This is a genomic window from Priestia megaterium NBRC 15308 = ATCC 14581 (assembly GCF_000832985.1).
GTDB classification, from domain to species: domain Bacteria; phylum Bacillota; class Bacilli; order Bacillales; family Bacillaceae_H; genus Priestia; species Priestia megaterium.
Genome location: NZ_CP009919.1, coordinates 16,116 through 36,548 on the forward strand (window position 1 = coordinate 16,116; position 20,433 = coordinate 36,548).

Below are 20,433 nucleotides of genomic sequence, written 5' to 3' on the forward strand. Positions count from 1 at the left end.
AAGAAAACAAGATGTTTCATTATTTAATAGTTTTTAGAACATCATCAATAATTTGATCATTTGCAATAACCCCTGTATACAGCCAACTAGAGGATCTAGGAAATTCAGCTACATGATTATTCTTTACGGCAGGAATGTTTTTCCAAATAGAATTACTTAATGTACTTGCCCCATTTTTATCACTATTTACTAAGAAGATATAATCTGCATCTAAATCAGCTAACTTTTCTAAAGAAATTGGATTCCAATTGTTTTCTGTGTTCTTGGATATTTCTTCTACTACCTTCGGTACTTTTAATCCTAAATCGTTATAAAGGACGTCCCCACTTGATAAGTCCTTCGAAGAGATAAATAATTTATTATTTACTAGCCAAACTGCTGCTGCAGAAGGAACTTCTTTATTTTCAGCTAATTTTGCTTTTGCATCTTTTACTTTTTTATCATAATCGTCAAGAAGTTTTTGTGCATCATCTTTTTTATTCAATACTTTTCCTACTTCTTGTAATTCTTTACGCCAGTCATTATTTTTATCTTTACCCACTACATATGTAGGTGCGATTTTACTGTATTGGTCGTATTTTCCGCCCTCTACCATACTAGACGAGTCCATAAGTATTAGATCTGGTTTAGTCTTTTGAACAGCTTCAAATGGTAAATCATAAGAGATTTTAGGCACATTCTTTAAATCATCTTTTAAATAATCTTGAACACCGTTACTAACAGACCATTGTGCTACAGGTGTAACACCTAAAGCTACCAGTGGATCTTCTAGATAAGATCCTAATACACGTTTTGGGTTCGTTGGAACTTCTATTTTATGTCCAACTGCATCAGTTACCGCACGATTTTCTGAGTGTTTTTCAGAAGATTGATTATCTTGGCATGCAACCAGACCAACAGACAATAATCCCACGCTGCAAATTTGTAGAACTCTTTTTATTTTTACACCATACTTCATTTTAATCCCCCTATAACTATGTTAAAATATTATCTGTCTGATTCATTGATAATAATTATCACTATTAATTAAAGCGAATTCATCCTATAATGTCAATGGCTATTACATTTATTCTAAAGTACTTTGCAAAATTAATTAATATCCATTATCTAGTACATTTAGTTTCGCGTGCAGGAGGAAAAATTTATATGGATAAAACAAATAAAGTGGCTGATGAACTACAGGATGAAGCTAGTTACAAAAAAAAGATAGGGATTACTATCATTTTATTTGGTTGGATTGCTGTATTACTATCAGTTATTTTTTCTATTCATTTTGGTGCATCTCATGTTACCTATCGTACGGTTTGGGAGAGTTTATTTTCTTATAATGATAATAATTCAGCACATGTCATTATTCATGATTTAAGATTACCTCGAGCATTAGCAGCTGTTTTTGTGGGTGCTGCTTTGGCTGTTTCGGGTAGTCTTATGCAAGGCATGACAAGAAATCCTCTTGCCTCGCCTTCTATTTTAGGTGTAACAGCAGGAGCTTCTTTTTGCATAGCTCTTGCCTTTGCTTTCTTCCCTGACATTACCTATGGTAAATTGATTTTATTTTCATTTGTTGGAGCTGGTTTTGCCACAGCCTTAGTATTTGGAATTGTTGCTATATCAAAAGGCGGAAATACATCAGTAAAGCTGGCCCTTGCTGGTACAGCAATTAGTGCGTTATTTACTTCATTATCTACTTCAATTGGTCTTAAATTCAATGTAGCAAAGGAAATGAACTTCTGGTATGCCGGAGGCGTTTCAGGTATTCAAATGAATCAATTAAAATACGCTATACCTGTCATAATAATAGGAATTGTTATTTCTATTTTTCTTTCACGCTCTATTACGATTCTCAGTCTTGGGGATGAAGTTTCAACTGGGCTTGGACAAAACACTCGAATTGTACGTATTTTAGGCATGGTTGCTGTACTATTATTAACCGGTGCAGCTGTATCAATTGCTGGAATGATTGGCTTTATTGGATTAGTTGTTCCACATATAACACGCTTTATAGTTGGCATCGACTATAGATATATTATCCCTTGTTCAGCTATAATAGGAGCTGTTTTATTGTTAGCTGCAGATATTCTTGGAAGAATGATTAATCCACCATTTGAAACTCCCGTTGGAGCTGTAACTGCTCTTATTGGTGTTCCTTTCTTCTTATATCTAGCTCGTAAAGAAGGGACGAACTTATAATGATTCAATTATTAAATAAAAGTAAGCACGGATATAAGCTATTATGCGTAACCTTACTACTATTACTGTTTCTAATTTTAATTGTTAGTATTAACGCGGGATTTATTAAGATTCCTCTATCACAAGTTTGGTCTGCTTTTTTCGGGAATGATATAGGGAATCAAAGATTAATACTGTTTAATTTTCGCCTTCCTCGAATTGTACTAGCTATTTTAATTGGAGCAGGTATCGCTGTATCTGGAGCTATTATGCAGAGTATTTCTCGAAATGAGTTAGCAGATCCAGGTATTCTAGGAATCAATGCAGGTGCAAGTTTTTCCGTTGTACTATATATGTTTATTTTTCATGGCTCTAGTTTTTTAACAGGCATTATGTCAATCTTTTTGATGCCCTTTACAGCTTTACTAGGCGCATTTATAGCTGCGGCTTTAATTTATGGATTTTCTCGGAAACGGGGTAAAGTAACCCCTATTCGACTAATTCTGGTAGGTATTGGAATCAACGCTGCTTTTGCTTCAAGTACAATGGCCTTACAAATGAAAATGGAACCTCAAGATTTTATGAAAACTTTAACTTGGATATCAGGTAGTATATGGGGTACAAATTGGTCATTTGTTATATCCACTTTGTTATGGCTAATTCTTTTAATACCAATCGCTGTATATAAATCACGTTTCCTTGATATTTTAAGCTTTGGGGATGAAGTTTCTATTGGATTAGGAGTATCCATTGAAAAAGAAAGATTAAAATTATTGCTTATTGGTGTTGCTTTGGCAGGGGCTTGTGTTTCTGTTGGAGGAGGAATTACATTTCTAGGTTTAATTGCACCGCATATCTCTCGAGCATTAATAGGACCCAATCACAAAAAAGTTTTACCATTATCTGCTCTTTTAGGTTCATTAATATTATTAGGAGCCGATACAGTAGGACGTATCGTGATGTCTCCTACAGAAATGCCCGTAGGGATTTTAGTTTCTATTTTAGGAGCTCCGTATTTTATCTACCTATTGATGAGAACTAAATAAATTAAAAGATACTTCATTATTAAACTTTGTATATAAAGAAATGAAATTAAAGCTATACTAATCAATCATAAAAAGGAGCAATGAAATTGGCTATCCTGGCTACTGAAAATTTAGATTTATCTTATGACGATATACAAATTGTGAAAAAGCTTAATTTACAAATACCTACAAGTAAGATAACTGCTATTATTGGTTCAAATGGGTGCGGAAAATCTACTACTTTGAAAGCTCTTGCACGTATTTTAGCGCCTAAAAATGGAACTGTTTACCTTGATGGAAAAGCTATTAGCAAACAATCAACAAAAGAAGTTGCTAAAAAAATGGCTATTCTCCCTCAGCGACCAGAGGCACCTTCTGGAATCACTGTTTTTGAACTTATTACGTATGGAAGATTTCCTCACCAAAAAGGATTTGGAAAACTGTCTGATCAAGATAGAAAAGTTATTGAATGGGCTTTAAATATTACTGAAATGACTTCATTTAAAAATAGACCTATTGACGCTCTATCCGGTGGACAAAGACAACGTGCATGGATTGCAATGGCACTTGCACAACAAACTGATTTAATTTTATTGGATGAGCCCACTACCTATTTAGACTTAGCTCATCAGTTAGAAATACTTAAACTTCTTGAAAACCTAAATAAGCAAGAAGGAAGAACCATTGTAATGGTATTACATGATTTAAACCTTGCAGCAAGATTTGCTGATTATATAGTGGCTATGCGTGATGGAGTAATTGTCAGCGAAGGAAAACCTGAAACAGTTATTACTTCACAGGTATTGAAGGAAGTTTTTCAAATTGACGCTGAGATTGTAAAAGATCCGAGAAATGATACACCTGTCTGCCTTACCTATGACTTATTAAAAAGTCTGCCCTCTAAATAAAGAAAATTATAGGTACATGAGAATGAATAGTACCTTTGTGAAGGATATTCTATTCACATGTACCTATTTCAAATACTATAACAAATAAGCACTAACCTTTTTCTACAATGTATGTAATGGCTAACACTATTTTAAATAAAGTGTTTTATTGTTTACTCTTATGAATAATATAACAATAAATATTATCTATATCTAAAAGTAAAAAGTATTAACGATTTGTTTAACGAGTTATTTTAAAATTATCTAACGTTTATTATTTTTATTTTGTGTTGGTTTTGATAGGAATGTGTGTCTTAAAACACACAAGTAGAATTTATCTTTAATTCTTTTACTCAATAATTCCTTAGTGATTTAATTTTCTAAATATTTAAAATAAGTTTACTAAATATGCTTTATAATCAGCCCTCTCTAGAGATAGACTTCTAAAGGGGGCTATTTTTCATGTTGACAAATTTCTAAATACCTATACACAAATATTACCTAATCAAGGTTTCTATTTTCTTGTGTCGTCTTAGAATTCGAGGTCGGCTCTTTGCTAAGTCCAGGTTTCCAATTACCTAACTTATTTTTTAAGTAATCCTTTAAAAAATCACGTTTCTTTTTTCGTCTTTTATCCCTGTTTTTCATAAGTACTCACCACCTTTAGGTTACTTAATAGGTGCAATTTCTCCTTATTATTATAATTATGTTGAAAAATCCACTCCTTATGCTAGATCTATAAGTGATAAGTAGTTCATCTTACTACTAAAAGGTATATATAAAGGAAAGAAGCAAAAATTCATGTTAAAGCATGATGGGGTAAGGCATGCCATGGATCTTCATGAAACTACTAATAAGCCTGTAAAGGAAATTTGTAAAATCACAAATATAAGTGAAGCTACTTTTTATCGCCGGTGAAAAGAATATCAGAATATAAAAAATGCGGTGACTCCGGAAGAATAATAGAAAGAATTTTATTTTTTACTACATAAACAGCTATCTATAGTCGATTAAAGTAAAGAGGATTAACTATTTAGTTGTAATATAGTGGGTGGTCACTATAAAATAGGGTTTTAAGCTTAAAACAAACGGTAAATGATAAAAAGGACTTATGTAAGGAGGTACTATTATGAAAAAGTCTATAGCAGTTCTGCCAGAAGAGTGGATGAAGCTAGTTAAAGATGCAATGAATTCAAATGTGAGTAAAGAAGAATTTAAACAGTTTCTAGAAGCAAAATCTCAAGATAACACGATAGCAAAAAACATTAGATAGCGTGTCTATCTAATGTTTTTTGTTATCGCTAGGTTTGTGTATTATCTAAAAATGCTTTTACTTCTTTAACCGATAACCCTACTTCCTTAGCCTCTTGGATAAGTCTAATCCATTCTTGGTCTAAATGTGACGTTATTACTTCTTTTTTACTGTCCATAAACATAAATTCCTCCAGATTTTCAGGAGGCTCAGCTGTCATAGTCAATTGACTTTAGACCTGTAGCTTTGCGTCCTAGCTTTTCAACTAGTTTGCCTTTATCTGAATGTGTAAATTTATATAAATATTACTACATAATGGATGTTGAAGTATGTCGAAATAAGTATTCTTATAATTATTTTCTGAATTAAAAAAATACTTCCAACTTCAAAAGTAATGCTGATAGTTATCAGCTGGGAAGAGATGTAAACCAAGCGTACAATAAGGCCGAGTATTTTTAATACGTCTGGATTGTTTTCAAGATTAAATAGACGCTTTATCGTTTGTTTTTTTCCGTCTAAAAAGGTGTACCTTTTTGGATTATTGTATTGTCGACAAATAGATATGTTCTTCATTATATAGTCATAAAAAAACGGACCTCTAGAGTTGCTTCTAAGGCCCGTTTCTTTCTTGAGGATACATTTAGAATTTAGATATCCCTAAAATCTTTAATTTTTTACAAACGATCACTTTTTCAGTGGTTTCGTTAAAACCCGTTTCTTTTTTACTCACTTACTAAATCCCGTTTTTTATAGCCGATGAAACCAATAACGATTATGAAGAGAGCCAATAATTTGATGAAGATGATGGCTCCCCATTTCCATTCTTCAATTGGAATTTTTGGAATATAGCTAAATACATCTAGGTTGGTTACGAATTTTGGAATCTCCATCATTTGCCCAAAATAACTGATAAAGAAAGCAAATATTAGATAAGCCCAAATAATCATCGTAAAGCGCGGCAACCAACCAATTAGGACAGACAAAATGCCGATAAAGAAGAAAATCGCAGGTATCCACACAATCCCAGCCTTAGTAATTTCCCAGAAACTTAACGGTGTTTCCATGACACTTCGTTGGGCCAAATAGAGCCCTAATATTGCAGAAAATTGTCCAACCACTCCTAGTATGGAAGCTATTATCATATGGTACCAGTAAAATTTGGTGCGACTTAATTTAGTGGCATAAAGCTGATCCCAGCGCCCTTTCTTTTCTTCGTTTACGAGCCTCATGAGACTTCCTACAATAAAAATCGTAGTCAATAGAGATAAAATCACGAAGAGAACGCTCATAAATTGTTCTTGTATGGTGTAATCTGAATTATGAAGGAACATTTGCTTCATGATCTCATTTTCACTTGCAAAATCATCCATATCTCCAAAAATGGATCCATACATAGCTCCACATATAAAGAGGGCAAAGAGCCAGCCAATAATAAATATTTTTTGCAGTCGTAATACAAGGCCAGGAAGACTCAACATATGTTCTTTTGCATGTGCATGACCAGCGCGTTCTGGTAAATATCCAGCTCCCATATCTCGAACTTGTTCCAAAAGATAAGAAACTGCAATGAAAACGATACTGGCAACAAAAGCAATGACGATTGGAAGCCAGCTATCACTAATGTAAACATTTACTAGATAACTCCACCCTAACGGGTTGAACCAAGAACCATCTGGTGCTTTCATATCTGTTACCATTCGAAGAATGTAAAAAAAGCCGAGAGTAAAGAAGCTCAGTCCCCTTGCACTTCCAGCTCCAGCAGCTAATTGGGCAAATATGAGTGCAATCATCGCCCATAAGAACCCTTGCATACCTAATGAAGAGGAATATAATAAGTTACTATGAAAATCCATTCCAGGTACACCTTGGACTTGTAGCAAGCCTGTAGAAAGAACGCTTATGACCAAATGTAGAAGGAACATTTCGATAACGACTGCTGTCGTGTTGGCCAGTCGACCAACTTGAAAAGAACGAATAAGCTCTGTTGTTCCATCATCCTCTTCTTTTCTTGTTCGACTTATTACATGCATAATCGATACAATGGCAAATACGAGTGACGTAAAGAGGATCATTTCATGTGCGTACATTGCTCCCACTGTATACGTTTCGGCAGCAGCTGATGTTGGTCCAAGCATGGCAATCATTGCTGGATTCTTTAAGGTTTCATACATAGCCATCAATCCAGCAGGGTCTTTTCCATAGATTTCATACATTGCACTCGCAAAGCCGCCTGTGAAAAGACTTAAGGCCACTGCCCAAATGAGAAGCTTTAACCAATCTCTACGTAATGTATGAAGAAAGAGCATTCCAGTCATATTAAAGCGATTTTTCATTTTTCTCACCTACTTTCCAGTGTAATGGCGCATAAACAACGCTTCAAGAGTCGGCGGTACACTCTCGAGCTTTGTTACATGGTAAGGAATGATTGCTTCTAGAATGGACTCAATTTGATCACTATCAGCTTGGAAAACAGCTTCTTTACCATTGATCACTAGGTCATGCACACCCCTCACCTGTTTTAATCCAATCGGTACGTCACGGGTCGTAACCTTGTATTGATATTGGGTTAAATGTCTTAATTCATCTAATGTTCCGGTTTCAATTACTTCTCCTTGACGAATAATCGCTACGCGGTCACATAAGCGCTCTACCTCGCTTAAGATGTGGCTGGAAAGAAGGATGGACTTTCCTTGATTCTTTAAATTTTCTACTTGCTCTTGAAAGACAGCTTCCATTAGAGGGTCAAGACCACTAGTTGGTTCATCAAAAATATAAAGTTCTGCATCACTAGCAAACGCGGCAATAAGGGCAACTTTTTGGCGATTTCCTTTTGAATAAGTCCGTGCTTTTTTCTTAGGATCCAGTTGGAATTTTTGAATTAATTCATCGCGTCGTGCATCGTTTTTCGTTCCCTGCAGTCGCATAAAAACATCAATAATTTCTCCACCTGTTAAATTTGGCCAAAGATTTACATCACCAGGAACGTAGGCAAGTCGTTTATGGATTTCAATCGAATCTTTCCAGACATCCTTCCCGAAGATTTTGGCTGTTCCTCCACTAGACTTTATAATACCTAGAAGGATGCGGATGGTCGTCGATTTTCCGGCTCCATTTGGTCCTATAAAACCTAATACTTCACCTCTTTTTAATTCCATCGTTACATTTTTTAAGGCGGGGGTTGATTTATATTTTTTTTGTAGCCCCTTAATTTCTGCTATAACCATTCGTCTCATCCCCTATTCTACGAATTTTTTACTAAAAACACATTTATAGTTCATAATATACGCTCATATCTATATTAATTCAAACTATTTTTAACTAAAATGTTTGAATTAGTTCAAAAAATGAAATACTATATATATGTAGAAAGTAATTAAAAAACGGAAAAAATGTGGTGAGAAGATGACGAAAAAAAATGGCTTTGATCTAAGGCGTGAAAAGAAAATGAAAATTATTGAAGAAGCTACGCTTGAATTGCTGAATCAAAAGGACATTTCAAATATAACCATGGACGAGATTGCAAAAAGGGCGGGTGTGAGTAAAGTAACCTTATTTAATTATTACAATACAAAAGATAATTTAATAAATACTGCGTTACAGAATTCATTTGCCTCTATTCATGAAGAATACGAACGATTGATTGAAAGTGATTTATCTTTTGAACAAACGTATATGGAACTCACGCAATATAAAATGAAAGAAATCCAAAGTACGACATCAATATTTTTTCATAATGTGATGCAGCAATTTGCAAGTGAACAGACTTTTTTTGATAAGGATGCACAAGAAACAAGTGATCGATTAGTTTTAAGACTGTTTCAAAAAGGGCGTAAAGAAGGGAAAATTAATCCCGCATATTCTGATGAGGTTTTATTGATGTTTATGCATATTTTCACGGAGGGACTGAAGAGTCAAGCGATCAATAGTGATAACTTGATAAAATATAGCCCTCAATTCACTCAAATGATTATGAATGGGTTGCGTTAAAGTAAACTCGACAAATCGAACAAATTATTCGATATATGTGTTAAAGATTTAGGACAAATATAATAACTATTGCTGCTTGTTTAGCTAAAGGTTGCTTTAGTTCAATAATACATATAGATGAGATTTTCCACAGTCGGGTGCGATTGCTGAACAATGAGCAGTCGCTTTTTTACTGGTTGGATCCGAATAGTTTTATAAATAATTGGATGTGCAAAATAAATATAAAAGGATGGAAAAGATGTTATTATCACTTATGAAACCTATAAAGATGATGTGGTTTCTATTTATTTGGAGTGTGATAATACTTGTTTTTAATTCATTTATGTGAACCTTGTAATTTTGAGGCAATAACAACTCAACTAGATCCAAAATATAAATGTCCTAAGTGTGGGCTATTGACTGAAGATAGATGGATTGATGAAGAAAAGGAATATGAATCGTGAGTTTTAAGGGAGAGTATTAATGCTCTCCTATTTTAAAACATAGAAGAGATTTATAGTGATTACACCACCTTGTCCTTATTGTGAGAGTATTGTTAATCTCCCAATTATAAAGGATGATTTAACCCATTGTGAGTTCTGTAATGATTATATGCATTGCTCGCAAGCTGGAAAGAGAAAAAAGTCTTTATACTATTCGATTGATTGATTATGAATTTATAAATATAGATCCTCTATAACTAAAATAACTTCGCCTTATTTTGCTTGCTACTTCTTCCCCCCTTCTACCATCGTAGTATGGAAAAAGAGGACTTTTCATTCCTTCTCTTGCTCTCAAACTTTTGCTTTTTTTAACGTTCCATTTCCTGTGTTGTACTCCGTTTTTTTAGAATGTGCTCCACTATTCCGTGCAAAAAATTTTGTGAATCTATTTTATGATTTCTCTTTTCTTTCTTTGTCATAATCCTTTCTCTCTCTCAGTACCTCCTTCCTTTCTAAACTGACTTTTAAAAAAGTCCTTGCAAGAAATCTTTTTTTCTTTTCAATTTCATCTATTTTTTTAACCACAATTGGATCAATATTTTTTAAGAACAAATCCATAATATTTATTCCTTTCCTGTAGATTGTGGTTCCCTACTACAAAAGAGAGAAGAGCATAAGGGGTTTTTGCTATCACACGGGATGATAGGCTAGGCAGAGCCTAGCAAAACCGTGATATCACGACAACCTCTAAAGTGTGAACCTACTGTTGACCTAAATTCCTCTATGTGAACCTACTGTGAACATGAAAAATTAATGATGTGAACCTACTGTGAACCTCAAAAAAACACATGTTGACCTACTGTTAACATGTGTTTTTTCACTTCATGGCTAAATCTTGTTGCTTTTCACTTAATTTTTGGATCTTTTCTTATAGACTTTTTTGGTCACCTTCATAGAACTGAATGCTTTCATCATTAGATTGAATCGCATCTTTTTTTATCACAATTTTCATTCTGTCTTGGCTTTTCATTTTCCTTTTTATAAAATGTTTTTCTAACTCATGTAAACATGAAAAAAATAAATACCGACATCTTGTGAACGTGTATTTTTTTAGAACGGTAATCGTTTATAGAATAAAAATTGATTCATAGATGGTAAAAAAGCACGCGTAAATCACTTGCATTGTAAGCAAAAACAGATGGCCGTTTTGACCATGAACGTGCGAAAGAAATAAAAAAGATCGTTTGCTTCTGTCTTATTTTTTTCAAAAAACACCTCGAAATGAAGTGACCCTTGAGGGGACATTTATCAACTATGAAGGGTCGGTGAAGGGGTTTCTAGCACAAATGTTGTGATCACTGAAGGTGCGGTGAAGGGACTGTCCTTCAATTTGAGGGTGCGCTGAGGGGGTTCTTGCAAACATTTCCTTGTACCCAAGGTTTTGTTAGGCTCTGCCTAACCCCACACAGCCTGTGGGGGCAAAAACCCCTTATGCTCTTCAAGATGTTTTTACGTTTTTTATGTTGATGCAATAAAAACACAGGAAAGGAGAACAAACATGGAGATTAAAGTGAGAAATGTATGTCCGGTTGCTGTGAGTAAAGTAGATCGTTTAGCCAAAGAAAAGGGTCTTTCTCGATAAGCTTTTTTGAAAGAACAAATTGAAACATTATCTATTATGGAAGAAGTAGAAAAGCAAGAACAAGCTATTGATGATTTGTATGATCGAACCATAGAGACAATGCAAAGATGCTCAGATGCGATGGCAAATATGGATCGTACATTCAATAAACTCTTCTGGGAGGATGACGAATAATGACCGCAAGCAAACACAGAAGAATGATTTCTTTAAGTGAAGAGGCTGATGAATATCTTCATAAACATATGAAAGAAAGAGGCTATCGTTTTCCAGGCGATGCCATTGCAGATATCATTCGAAAATATGAACGATTGAGCCCGATGAAACATTTTTAGACGCTGCTACAATTGACGCAATAGGTCAGGCTTACCTGAAAAGAGCAAGTGGATTTTACCAGTACTTAGACGATGAGTTAAGTGAGATAAAAGAAACGACAAAGAACACACAAATAGACGCTCGGGTATTAATGGAACTCGTTAATAATTTATACGACCATTTAAATATTCAAAAGTTTAAGTCCACACAGTTCGGTGAAACAGAAGCTACTAAGAAGGCCAAAAGAGTTGCGCTACACAAGATTCAAGAAGAAAAAATACAGTTCAGGGAAAAAAGAAAACGGGAAGCAGCAGAAGAACTGGATCATTTATTTGAAGATTAATCTTAGCGTTTATAAAGGCAGGCTAAGGCCTGCCTTTATGCTTCTATAGTATAGTGAAATCAAGATTTGTAGTAGCTAAGTTCAAAAGGCCATTAATGAGTAGAAGTAGCTTTCATACCTATGTTTTGATAGATACATTACGTTTGTTTCATCGATAGCAAACTATACAGTTCATTGCTGACACTTTTAACAGCCATTGTGAGCTTCTAAGGATAAAGAAAGCGTAAAACTATTCAGAAGACATTAAAGAAGCATATACAAAGCATAAGAGCTTCCTATACGATCTTTGAAGCCAAAAATATCCCTCTGCCTTTATAGTTAAAAGTTACCCATATCATATTATAAGCATATTGAATAGGGTGATTTTTTCTCACCCCATCTACCAAAAAAGGATTAGAAAAAATCACCCTACCCAGAATAGCTATTTACCCTTATCATTAAAAGTGTACGAATTACTAAGCCTTTAACGTTATAGAAATGCAGCATTATAACACATTTCTAACTATTTAGGGAGGGGTAAAAAAATACCCCTCCCCTAATTCCACAAATTCAGCTATGATGAAGTCGACTCCTAAAGAAATAACAAACGGATCGTAGCTAAAAATACTTGTTTTGATATATTTTGCTAATTTTTATTGAATTATGAGACTAGTTAACGCTATAATAAAACTAACAAAAACGTGCGGATAGAAAAAAGACTTCAACTGTTTAAGTAGTGTACCACCACTCTTAAACCGTTCCCCCTAGTTACGGTAGGGAAAACACTTGTCGAAGTCTCTTGTTAATAGAGTTAGTTTTTCTATAAAATAAAACTTATGGTTTTATTTTATATGAAATTGACATCTATTTCAAGGGCTTAGTTCATCAAAATCACGGCATTGTTTTCCTTTCTTAAGGGAAACAGTGTCTTTTTTGTGTTCCTTAAAGGAGAAGATGAACAAATGACAAAGATATTGACTTGCTATTTACCCGATGTAAATACCTTCAACGGACGATTTAAATGGTTATGGAAAGAAAAACCGACCCTTCGTAAAAAGAAAGAAGCGTTTTTAGAAACACTTCGTACATACTTTAAACAACAACAAGAAGCCCTACATAAAGTATTCCCTAAAAAACGGATGGAAATGTTAGATTACGTGATTTATAACCTTGTTGCCACAGGCATTCAAGCGATTCACTCCAAAACACTTATGGAAAAATTTGATGTATCCCAAAGTACCGTTTCTCGCTTTGTGAAATCGTTAAAGGCAACACCTTTTATGATCGTGGCCCGTTATATCAAAGAAGATACGACAGGTGCTCATCCTGATAGCTATGTGTTTATCCTTAAAAGCCATAGGAATTTTGATCAAATTTGCGAGGAAATCTTTTTTGCCCATGACACAACAGGTATTCAAACGCTTCAACAAGAAGAAATGACAACTCCTGTGACAACTCCTGTGACAAGTCCAGAACGTGCTAAAAACGTTGATACACCAAGCTTTGAGGGCGGAAAAACGTCGTCCCCCTTTATTAACCTTGATTTACCTAAAAATCATTTAAATAATCATTTAATATCTGCTTCACAGTCATTTGCTTATATCAAAGGTGTTCCTAAGAAAGTAAATAACGTGTATGCAGGGAAATATGGTCATCAACTAAAAGACTTTTATGCTCGTATTCGAAATGCAGCAAAAGCAGTAAAACGAGATACAGAGATTGAGATTATGAAAGAGCAAGTACATGAAGTTGCTTATACAGCCATTGTAGGCTTAGATAAATATGTCCATGAGGCGAATCATAAGGGCATTCCCCTATCACTGGATGAAATGTGCCGTCTTGTTTATCAAATTGCATTCAATCAATTTAAAAATCTACTAAAAGGAAATACAGAAGAACAAACATCTGAGTCAGACATACATACTGAAGCTAAAGCAGCTCTATTTACGCCTAAACATATCATCCGTAAGGAATTGGTTCCTGCTTGGTTACAAGCTGAACAGGAGCAAAATGAGTGTACACAAGAAGAAACTATTTCTTTGGATCAACAGCTTGAAATGATTCAGTTAAAGCAAGATTTAGGGCAAGAACTAACACCAGAAGAAGAAACTTTGCTCCAAGAGCACAGTACTACGTACAGTTCGTTAGAAATGGCGCAGCTAAAACAGGATCTAGGACAAGCCTTAACACCACAGGAACAAGCTTTATTGCACCAACAGGACCAGTTAAAAGGTTCAGTTTCTTAATCATAAAGTGAAGAAATCCCTTAGAAGCTGATGTTTACTAAGAGTGTTATTATTTAGAACATACTTCTAAATAATCAATATATAAAACTATGTAGGAGGAGATCACCATGCCACATAAAATGACCCTAACAGGATCTGCGACAGGACCACTACGAGAATATGATCGCTACGTTGCCTTTGATATGCGTGAAAAAGGTTCACCTTCTGCGCCTAAAGGTCTGAAAAAGAGCACCTTTATTTCGTATACGGTGTTTGTTGCCAAGAAAGCCTTTAATAAAACCGGGCTGACAAAAAAGAGTATTATGCATGAAAAGATCTTAGTTCAAGGGGAACCAACGTTAGATATTCCCATTGACGAGTGCCCTGGAGAAATTGGTATCATCTGCTTCCAGATTACCGTTCTCCCGAATAAAAACGATAAAGAAGCCAATGATTCAAAAGATAAAAAAGAAGCGAAACAAGAGGTTTCTAAGGCACAACAAGAGGTTTCAGCTACTAAGCAGGAAGAAAAACAAGAGCCTGTAGCAAAAGAAGCGAAAACTGTACAGCCAGAAGTGAACGAAACACCTGTTCAAGAGAAAAAGGCTGCACAATCAAAGAAGCAGCAACCTATTCAGCCAAAAGGGACAAAGGATGTCGTGAGTTTTGAGGACATTATCGTTCCTGAAGCCTTCTTAAAGACACGTCCAAACCCTGTGAAAACAGAGGAAGTCATTGAATTTGTGAAGCGTACAGGACACCTTGACAAGCCGTTAACGATTGAGAAAGGATCGAAGGTCTTAAAAGATGGCTATCGTCGTTATATTGTGGCCAAAACCATGAAAATGGACAACGTTCCAGTTGTCTATGACTATCAAAAATGAAGCATTTTTAGCTAAGAATTGCTAGTTATTCGTAATGGACAGCAAACAACTATAAGGTGTCCCCTTTCATAGTTGTTTACTGTCTATTTATCTTGAAAGCCACTTTCTACATATAGCTCATCTACTATATGATTTCATTTTCCATTTTTGATTATATTATTATAAGTCCTTAAATTAAAAAGAATGCTTTAGCTTTCCTTTTGGCTCTGTTAAACTTAATCATTTTATCTTTGATATATCATTAGTTGAATGAAGCTATTTTAGAGCTATTACCCCATTTGCGTATTCTGATATCCTAACTTTAGTTTAACTTAAGATGAACTTAAAAAAGAATCCGTGTTTGTGAATAAAAAAGGAATTTATTTTTTAGTTAAAATGCATTTTTTGTTGAACTTAGGATTAACTTAAATGTATTTGAACAATAATTAAATCAATAATAAGTTTTTTCCGTTTCATTTTAATCAATAATGATAGTTATTGATTAAAAGATAAAACAATAATCTTATTCAGGAATTAGTTATTACATTATTATTGCTTTAAGATTTACATAGAAGAAGTTAGCAGTTAATATAGAATCAATAATGAGATAAGAACAATTTTATTAGAATCTACGTTAATAATCCCAGGGTACGTTTCACTTCAAAATTAATTGCATGATTCTTGTATTATATTAATTATTAATTAACATATGGAGGTGTAGTTATGTCTGGAAAATTGTACTTACCAAAAGAAGTGGTAAATATACTGGGTATCTCTGGAGATTTGCTTCGTAAATGGTGTGAAGAATTCAATATTATTACAGAGTGGACAGGCACTGATTATGGAAAAGGTCATAGAAGGTTTACAAAAGAGAATCTAGAGACACTTAACAGTATAAAGAAGAAAATTCATGAGCAAGGTTGGTCCTGGGATCAAGTGAAACAGTGGCGTAATGGTGAAGAAATGACTATTAATGACCACGTAGAACGGTCTATTTTAGAAAAGAAGATAGATCACCTAATTGAAGGTCAGAACCAACAAATAGAATTTAACAGGATTCTTTCAGAAAAATTGGAGCTTCTAACAAAGGAACTTATTTCTACTCAAAAAGAGTTAGCTATTGCAAATAAAGAAATTGCAGCAACAAAGCAGCAAATGATTGAAGTAAAAACAGAAAATAAAGACTTAGAAGCATACATAGAAAACAGCCTAAAAAAACGTGATAAAGTTCTTCTTGAAAACATTAGAAAAACTCAAGAAACGCTAAAAGATAATTCAGCTGAACAGGAGCTAAATCAAAACAAACAGAATTTTGAAGAACTGATAAATACTAATCTAAAAGAGTTATTAAAACAAAGAGATGAAGACCTTTTAAATGCATTTACTCATACTCAAAAAGAGTTGATTAAAGAACAAAATCAAAAGAAGACATTATGGCAAAAGCTATTCTCAAACTAGGAAAAATCATTCCTAGTTTTTTATTTTGTCAACTAATAAATAATAGAAAACAATAATGTCTTTATTTAATTATTTATCAATTTCATAAAAATATCTAAATCGGAATTTACTTATGATTGCTTTAATTATCATTTTAAGATTAATTTTATAGCTTAATTATAATGAAAATACTGTAAAATTATTGAAAACATCAACGTGCAAAAAATCAATAATTTAAAAGATAATTCATTTATTCTTTTACAAACACAACTCTAAACTGTTTTAAATTTAATAAAAACGGAAATGAATCATTATTGTTTTATTTCCGTTTTTATAGATTTGTAATTCCCTAAATAAAACAGGAATTAAAAAATAGATTTTTATTTAACAAAAGATTTAATCCTCTAAAAATAAAACTCTAACATTTATCAATGCCGCAATTAGCTCATTTGGCACCATGACAACTTTGTTATATCTAAATTATTGACTCAAATCCAATAGATATTACACTTTAAAATTAAGATAGCACTATTTAATGATTTATTAGATTAATCTCTTTAGATAGTTTATGTTTATATAGCTAAATGCATGGCTGAATCAGGAAAAACCATCACGCTGAGGGGAGAGGGCAAATATTTAATCTATGATGTTAGTAAATAGCTAAACATGATAATATCCACTCAATTGAGAATACCGATTACTATAGTAACAATAGCATTACAAGGTATAATATCTCGTTCTCTTATTAATTGAAGGTTTTAACGTATATACCTAGAATAGTTCTCTTGATAAGAGGAGGTGATCATATGTTGAGAGTCATAACCGCAGAAGCAGCATATACCACCGAAGAATTAGCTGATATACTTGGTTTGCCCATAGCAACTATACGAAAATACAACTTCCATTTTGCCAAAATTGGTGTGCAATTCACTAAAAAAAACGGTAGATTAGCTTATACGAACGACGACGTTACCATCTTTCATGAACTAAAAAGAATTTATGCTCATCCCGAGATGACCTTAGAAAAAGCCGTTATAACCGTTGCAAAAAAATTCAACCTAGTACCAGACACTCCACCAAACATTTCAACTGAAAAGCAAACCCTTAGCTTAGAATCACGTGAGGTACAAATGAAAGAGATACAAAGCTATATCGATGCCAAGTTTGAGGAACGCGAACGTCAATTAATCTCAATGGCTCGTGAAATTCGAGTGTTAAAAAAAGCACAACAACAAAAGAAGAGTTTTTATAAGTGGTTAAAAACCTTTTTTGAAAAATGATTTGCTAGAATGGTGGTATCTCGTTATCTAATATTCACACAAAAAAACCTTTTCCCTCTAGGTAAAGGTTTTTTGTGTGAAGTCTAATTTCAAAGAATACCGGTAACAAAGACCGCCCAATATGTATCAGTCTATAAGGCGGTCTTAACTGTATTCATGCTATATGATTATGACCAAAATATCGACATTATTCCAACTCTGCATAAGCAATATTTATATACTGTTTATTTTATAGTTTATTATATGTTGTAAATTAAGATTTTTGCCTGTTTTTTTATACAAAAATGTATAGTTTTTTTAGAATGCGTCCATCCTTTATAAAAAGGAGTGTGTTAGTATGCCTAAAATCACTAAAAAAAGTAAGTTAGGAAAATACCTAATGGGCAAGGGCTATACTCAAACCAAATTAGTTAAAGCAACTAATTTAAATAGACATACAGTTAGTAAAATTTATAATGACTCAGATTATATTCCATCTGGCTCAACCATAAAAAAAGTGATGAATATCTTAAAAAAACTTGACTCGAAGGCGAAAGTAGAGGACTTTTTTAACTTATAAGCCCTATCATAGGCAAATAGGGCTTATTTATTGCATTAAGGATAAAAAACTTTATAAAAGTTTACTAGCAATCTATATACAGAAGAAAATGAGCATACTACTCCAAGTCTTGATAAAAACGGTAAATTGGAAATTCCATCAGCTCTTTTTTGTCCTCATCGTGAAGAGTATCAAATAATTTCCTTGCTTCTGCCTTATTTTTTAACAATACTTCGCATGCAAAACATATTGTTTGCTCATTATTCATTTCTGCTCTTACTTGTATGTTATAAAGATCATTTTGTTCATCTTCTGATAATTCATGGTCTTGCTTGAGTTTAATGAGATAAACATTAACTTTTGCAATTTCATCTTTTGGATACTTAGCTAAGTATCGTTGGTTTAGATTAAGAGCAAGCTCTAAATAATTTCCATCGAGGATTTTATCATAAAAGTCTATATACTCTAAAGAACTAGTAATTGTTAAGTCAGCTTGTATATCATGATGTTCATCGGCAAAAGATAATTTTACTATGTCAAAATCAAAGTTTGTATCTTTCACCATTTCTTCAATTTTTCGAGAAGCGAAAATGCTTACTTTTTGGTCATAATTTTCCCGATTATCAGATAACATAACAGGTTCAACAGTATCCTGCCCGTGATTACTAGCTACATCTGTTATAGACGAATATCTACCCGTTATTTTTAACGCTTCTTCACTATAAAGGTTAAGGAAACATCCATCTGCATATACTAATGCTAGTTTCACATATTTGGAAAGTTCAATATTGATTATCTCCGTTTTTTCTAGTTTTTCTTGATGAATATTTAGTAAGCTATATTGTTTATTTTTAAAGATATTGATTATAGCATTGAATAGGGAAGGGAAATCTTCCTTATCATCAAATATATAATTTTCACTTATTCCAATTTGAGTACAAATATCTATCAGTTCTTTGTAGGATTCAATCTCTTCCTCAATTTGTTGGAGATGTCCCTTTAAATTTAATGTCCCACCAGATAACTGTAGAGATTGAAAAGGAAACTTATTGCGCTGTATGTAATAGTTTATTAATCGTAAACATTTCATATAGGAACCAAGGCTTTTTACTCTTTCTAGATGGAATAGACCAGATTTCTTTCTCCTGTCAAAATCCAACGTTAAAGTATCTTCTATAACGACCTTGAATCCCTTCTCTGTTTCAATGATTTGGTAAGTAACAAGGGTGGATTCATTGTTCATATAAACGACTTCGTTTTTTCCAATTTTCAACTCATCTATTTTAACTTCCTCCACTGGTAACTTAATACCGTCGTCTGGGATACCATATATGTGAATTATCCCTTCATATAAATTAAAAGCTTTCTTTTGCATGTTAACAAAATCTACTTTGTAAGGCGTAGATTCTTTGTTTTCAGATGTTTCAGTAGAGCCTGTTTGCTGTTTGTCTACCTCTTCTATAAATGTGTAACGTAAAGGATCTAAATCCCCATTTTTCATTTTTTTAAAATCAAAGGAAATAGATTTCTTTTCACTTGAACTAAGATGAGATAAGAGTGATCTAACTTTTAGTGGGGCTAATATTCGATAATACGCTAGCTGTTCAACAGTTGTTGTATCAGTTTCTAGATCTTTTACTGCAACCTTTTTTTGGGTTTTTGTTGTAACCATTCAATTCTCTCCTTCTTCATGATGAATATTTAAGTCGTTAAAAACTCATCGAATCCTAGTATAGCAACAACGAAACAGCATTCGTTAGATAAATTAAATCCAACGAGTGTATTTCTCAGCTATTTCTTATTCAATGAAATGGGTTTACTATCAAACAAAAAAATCCTGTTATATACAAGATTCTTGATTAAACATTATTATAAACAATCCAAGTCCAAACAAAATAAAATGAAAAAGGGCACTTCCCCGGCTAGGAAAGCACCCCCATGTCAAAACTTAGTACGTAACGGACTTTTATTATAACATAGGTTGCCCTCAAAAAGTAGAAGGGCCTTGTCATGGATAAAAGCGAAAAACTATTGAAAAACTATTAATGGGTATTGACAATATCTTGAGTGTA

The 20,433-nt window shown here is 33.5% G+C and carries 19 protein-coding genes and 1 riboswitch; of the genes, 12 read left to right on the forward strand and 7 right to left on the reverse strand.

What is annotated here, in order from left to right; all coding sequences use genetic code 11:
• Positions 1 to 19: 19 nt before the first annotated feature.
• The gene (locus BG04_RS00195) at positions 20 to 958 is read right to left on the reverse strand and encodes an ABC transporter substrate-binding protein (protein WP_034656284.1); all 939 of its coding nucleotides are present in this window, start codon (positions 956 to 958) and stop codon (positions 20 to 22) included.
• A gap of 188 nt (positions 959 to 1,146) precedes the next feature.
• Between BG04_RS00195 and BG04_RS00200 the strand changes: the two genes are divergently transcribed.
• The 3 genes from BG04_RS00200 (at position 1,147) to BG04_RS00210 (ending at position 4,102) form a co-directional block, all read left to right on the forward strand.
• Positions 1,147 to 2,190 carry a FecCD family ABC transporter permease gene (locus tag BG04_RS00200; RefSeq protein ID WP_034656281.1) on the forward strand — a complete coding sequence of 348 codons (1,044 nt, stop codon included), beginning with the start codon at positions 1,147 to 1,149 and terminating at the stop codon, positions 2,188 to 2,190.
• Positions 2,190 to 3,215 (forward strand): FecCD family ABC transporter permease, encoded by a 1,026-nt coding sequence (locus BG04_RS00205; protein ID WP_034656280.1) that lies wholly within the window; start codon positions 2,190 to 2,192, stop codon positions 3,213 to 3,215. Before BG04_RS00200 ends, BG04_RS00205 begins: the two co-directional genes overlap by 1 nt.
• Before the next feature lie 86 nt (positions 3,216 to 3,301).
• Complete coding sequence (locus tag BG04_RS00210; protein WP_116758304.1) at positions 3,302 to 4,102, forward strand: ABC transporter ATP-binding protein; 801 nt, start codon at positions 3,302 to 3,304, stop codon at positions 4,100 to 4,102.
• 480 nt (positions 4,103 to 4,582) lie between these two features.
• Here the strand turns inward: BG04_RS00210 and BG04_RS30765 are convergent, their stop codons facing one another.
• Complete coding sequence (locus tag BG04_RS30765; protein ID WP_168797095.1) at positions 4,583 to 4,729, reverse strand: hypothetical protein; 147 nt, start codon at positions 4,727 to 4,729, stop codon at positions 4,583 to 4,585.
• Between the two features lie 481 nt (positions 4,730 to 5,210).
• Here BG04_RS30765 and BG04_RS29205 point away from each other — a divergent pair, with 481 nt between their 5' ends.
• A complete protein-coding gene (locus BG04_RS29205; RefSeq protein WP_080743158.1) occupies positions 5,211 to 5,354 on the forward strand; it encodes an anti-repressor SinI family protein in 144 nt (47 codons plus the stop codon).
• Between the two features lie 28 nt (positions 5,355 to 5,382).
• Here BG04_RS29205 and BG04_RS29210 read toward each other — a convergent pair whose 3' ends face one another.
• The 3 genes from BG04_RS29210 to BG04_RS00220 form a co-directional block, all read right to left on the reverse strand.
• Positions 5,383 to 5,511, reverse strand: a complete 129-nt coding sequence (locus tag BG04_RS29210; protein ID WP_115648279.1) for an anti-repressor SinI family protein — start codon at positions 5,509 to 5,511, stop codon at positions 5,383 to 5,385.
• A 22-nt stretch (positions 5,512 to 5,533) separates the two neighbouring features.
• Positions 5,534 to 5,618: riboswitch (cyclic di-GMP riboswitch) on the reverse strand.
• Positions 5,619 to 6,055: 437 nt separating this feature from the next.
• On the reverse strand, positions 6,056 to 7,666 hold the full coding sequence (locus tag BG04_RS00215; protein WP_034656275.1) for an ABC transporter permease: 1,611 nt from the start codon (positions 7,664 to 7,666) through the stop codon (positions 6,056 to 6,058).
• Between the two features lie 9 nt (positions 7,667 to 7,675).
• Complete coding sequence (locus BG04_RS00220) at positions 7,676 to 8,557, reverse strand: ABC transporter ATP-binding protein (protein ID WP_201773242.1); 882 nt, start codon at positions 8,555 to 8,557, stop codon at positions 7,676 to 7,678.
• Positions 8,558 to 8,735: 178 nt separating this feature from the next.
• On the opposite strand from BG04_RS00220, the gene BG04_RS00225 reads away from it, so the two are divergent.
• A complete protein-coding gene (locus tag BG04_RS00225; protein ID WP_034656270.1) occupies positions 8,736 to 9,320 on the forward strand; it encodes a TetR/AcrR family transcriptional regulator in 585 nt (194 codons plus the stop codon).
• An 872-nt stretch (positions 9,321 to 10,192) separates the two neighbouring features.
• Here the strand turns inward: BG04_RS00225 and BG04_RS30770 are convergent.
• Entirely contained in the window at positions 10,193 to 10,360 is a 168-nt protein-coding gene (locus tag BG04_RS30770) for a hypothetical protein (RefSeq protein WP_165592328.1), read from the reverse strand.
• Positions 10,361 to 11,390: 1,030 nt separating this feature from the next.
• On the opposite strand from BG04_RS30770, the gene BG04_RS30505 reads away from it, so the two are divergent.
• From BG04_RS30505 to BG04_RS00260, 7 genes are all read left to right on the forward strand, one after another.
• On the forward strand, positions 11,391 to 11,558 hold the full coding sequence (locus BG04_RS30505; RefSeq protein WP_155276323.1) for a hypothetical protein: 168 nt from the start codon (positions 11,391 to 11,393) through the stop codon (positions 11,556 to 11,558).
• On the forward strand, positions 11,558 to 11,716 hold the full coding sequence (locus tag BG04_RS30510; RefSeq protein ID WP_155276322.1) for a hypothetical protein: 159 nt from the start codon (positions 11,558 to 11,560) through the stop codon (positions 11,714 to 11,716). The genes BG04_RS30505 and BG04_RS30510 overlap by 1 nt, the downstream gene beginning before the upstream one ends.
• Before the next feature lie 1,264 nt (positions 11,717 to 12,980).
• Complete coding sequence (locus BG04_RS00240; protein WP_034656264.1) at positions 12,981 to 14,264, forward strand: hypothetical protein; 1,284 nt, start codon at positions 12,981 to 12,983, stop codon at positions 14,262 to 14,264.
• A 107-nt stretch (positions 14,265 to 14,371) separates the two neighbouring features.
• Positions 14,372 to 15,127: a ParB N-terminal domain-containing protein gene (locus BG04_RS00245; RefSeq protein WP_034656261.1), complete on the forward strand. Its 756-nt coding sequence runs from the start codon at positions 14,372 to 14,374 to the stop codon at positions 15,125 to 15,127.
• A gap of 702 nt (positions 15,128 to 15,829) precedes the next feature.
• Positions 15,830 to 16,564: a MerR family transcriptional regulator gene (locus tag BG04_RS00250; protein WP_050691764.1), complete on the forward strand. Its 735-nt coding sequence runs from the start codon at positions 15,830 to 15,832 to the stop codon at positions 16,562 to 16,564.
• A gap of 785 nt (positions 16,565 to 17,349) precedes the next feature.
• On the forward strand, positions 17,350 to 17,823 hold the full coding sequence (locus BG04_RS00255) for a MerR family transcriptional regulator (protein ID WP_034656259.1): 474 nt from the start codon (positions 17,350 to 17,352) through the stop codon (positions 17,821 to 17,823).
• Positions 17,824 to 18,160: 337 nt separating this feature from the next.
• Positions 18,161 to 18,382: a helix-turn-helix domain-containing protein gene (locus BG04_RS00260; RefSeq protein ID WP_034656257.1), complete on the forward strand. Its 222-nt coding sequence runs from the start codon at positions 18,161 to 18,163 to the stop codon at positions 18,380 to 18,382.
• A 97-nt stretch (positions 18,383 to 18,479) separates the two neighbouring features.
• Here the strand turns inward: BG04_RS00260 and BG04_RS00265 are convergent, their stop codons facing one another.
• A complete protein-coding gene (locus BG04_RS00265) occupies positions 18,480 to 20,033 on the reverse strand; it encodes a hypothetical protein (protein ID WP_051975682.1) in 1,554 nt (517 codons plus the stop codon).
• Positions 20,034 to 20,433 lie beyond the last annotated feature (400 nt).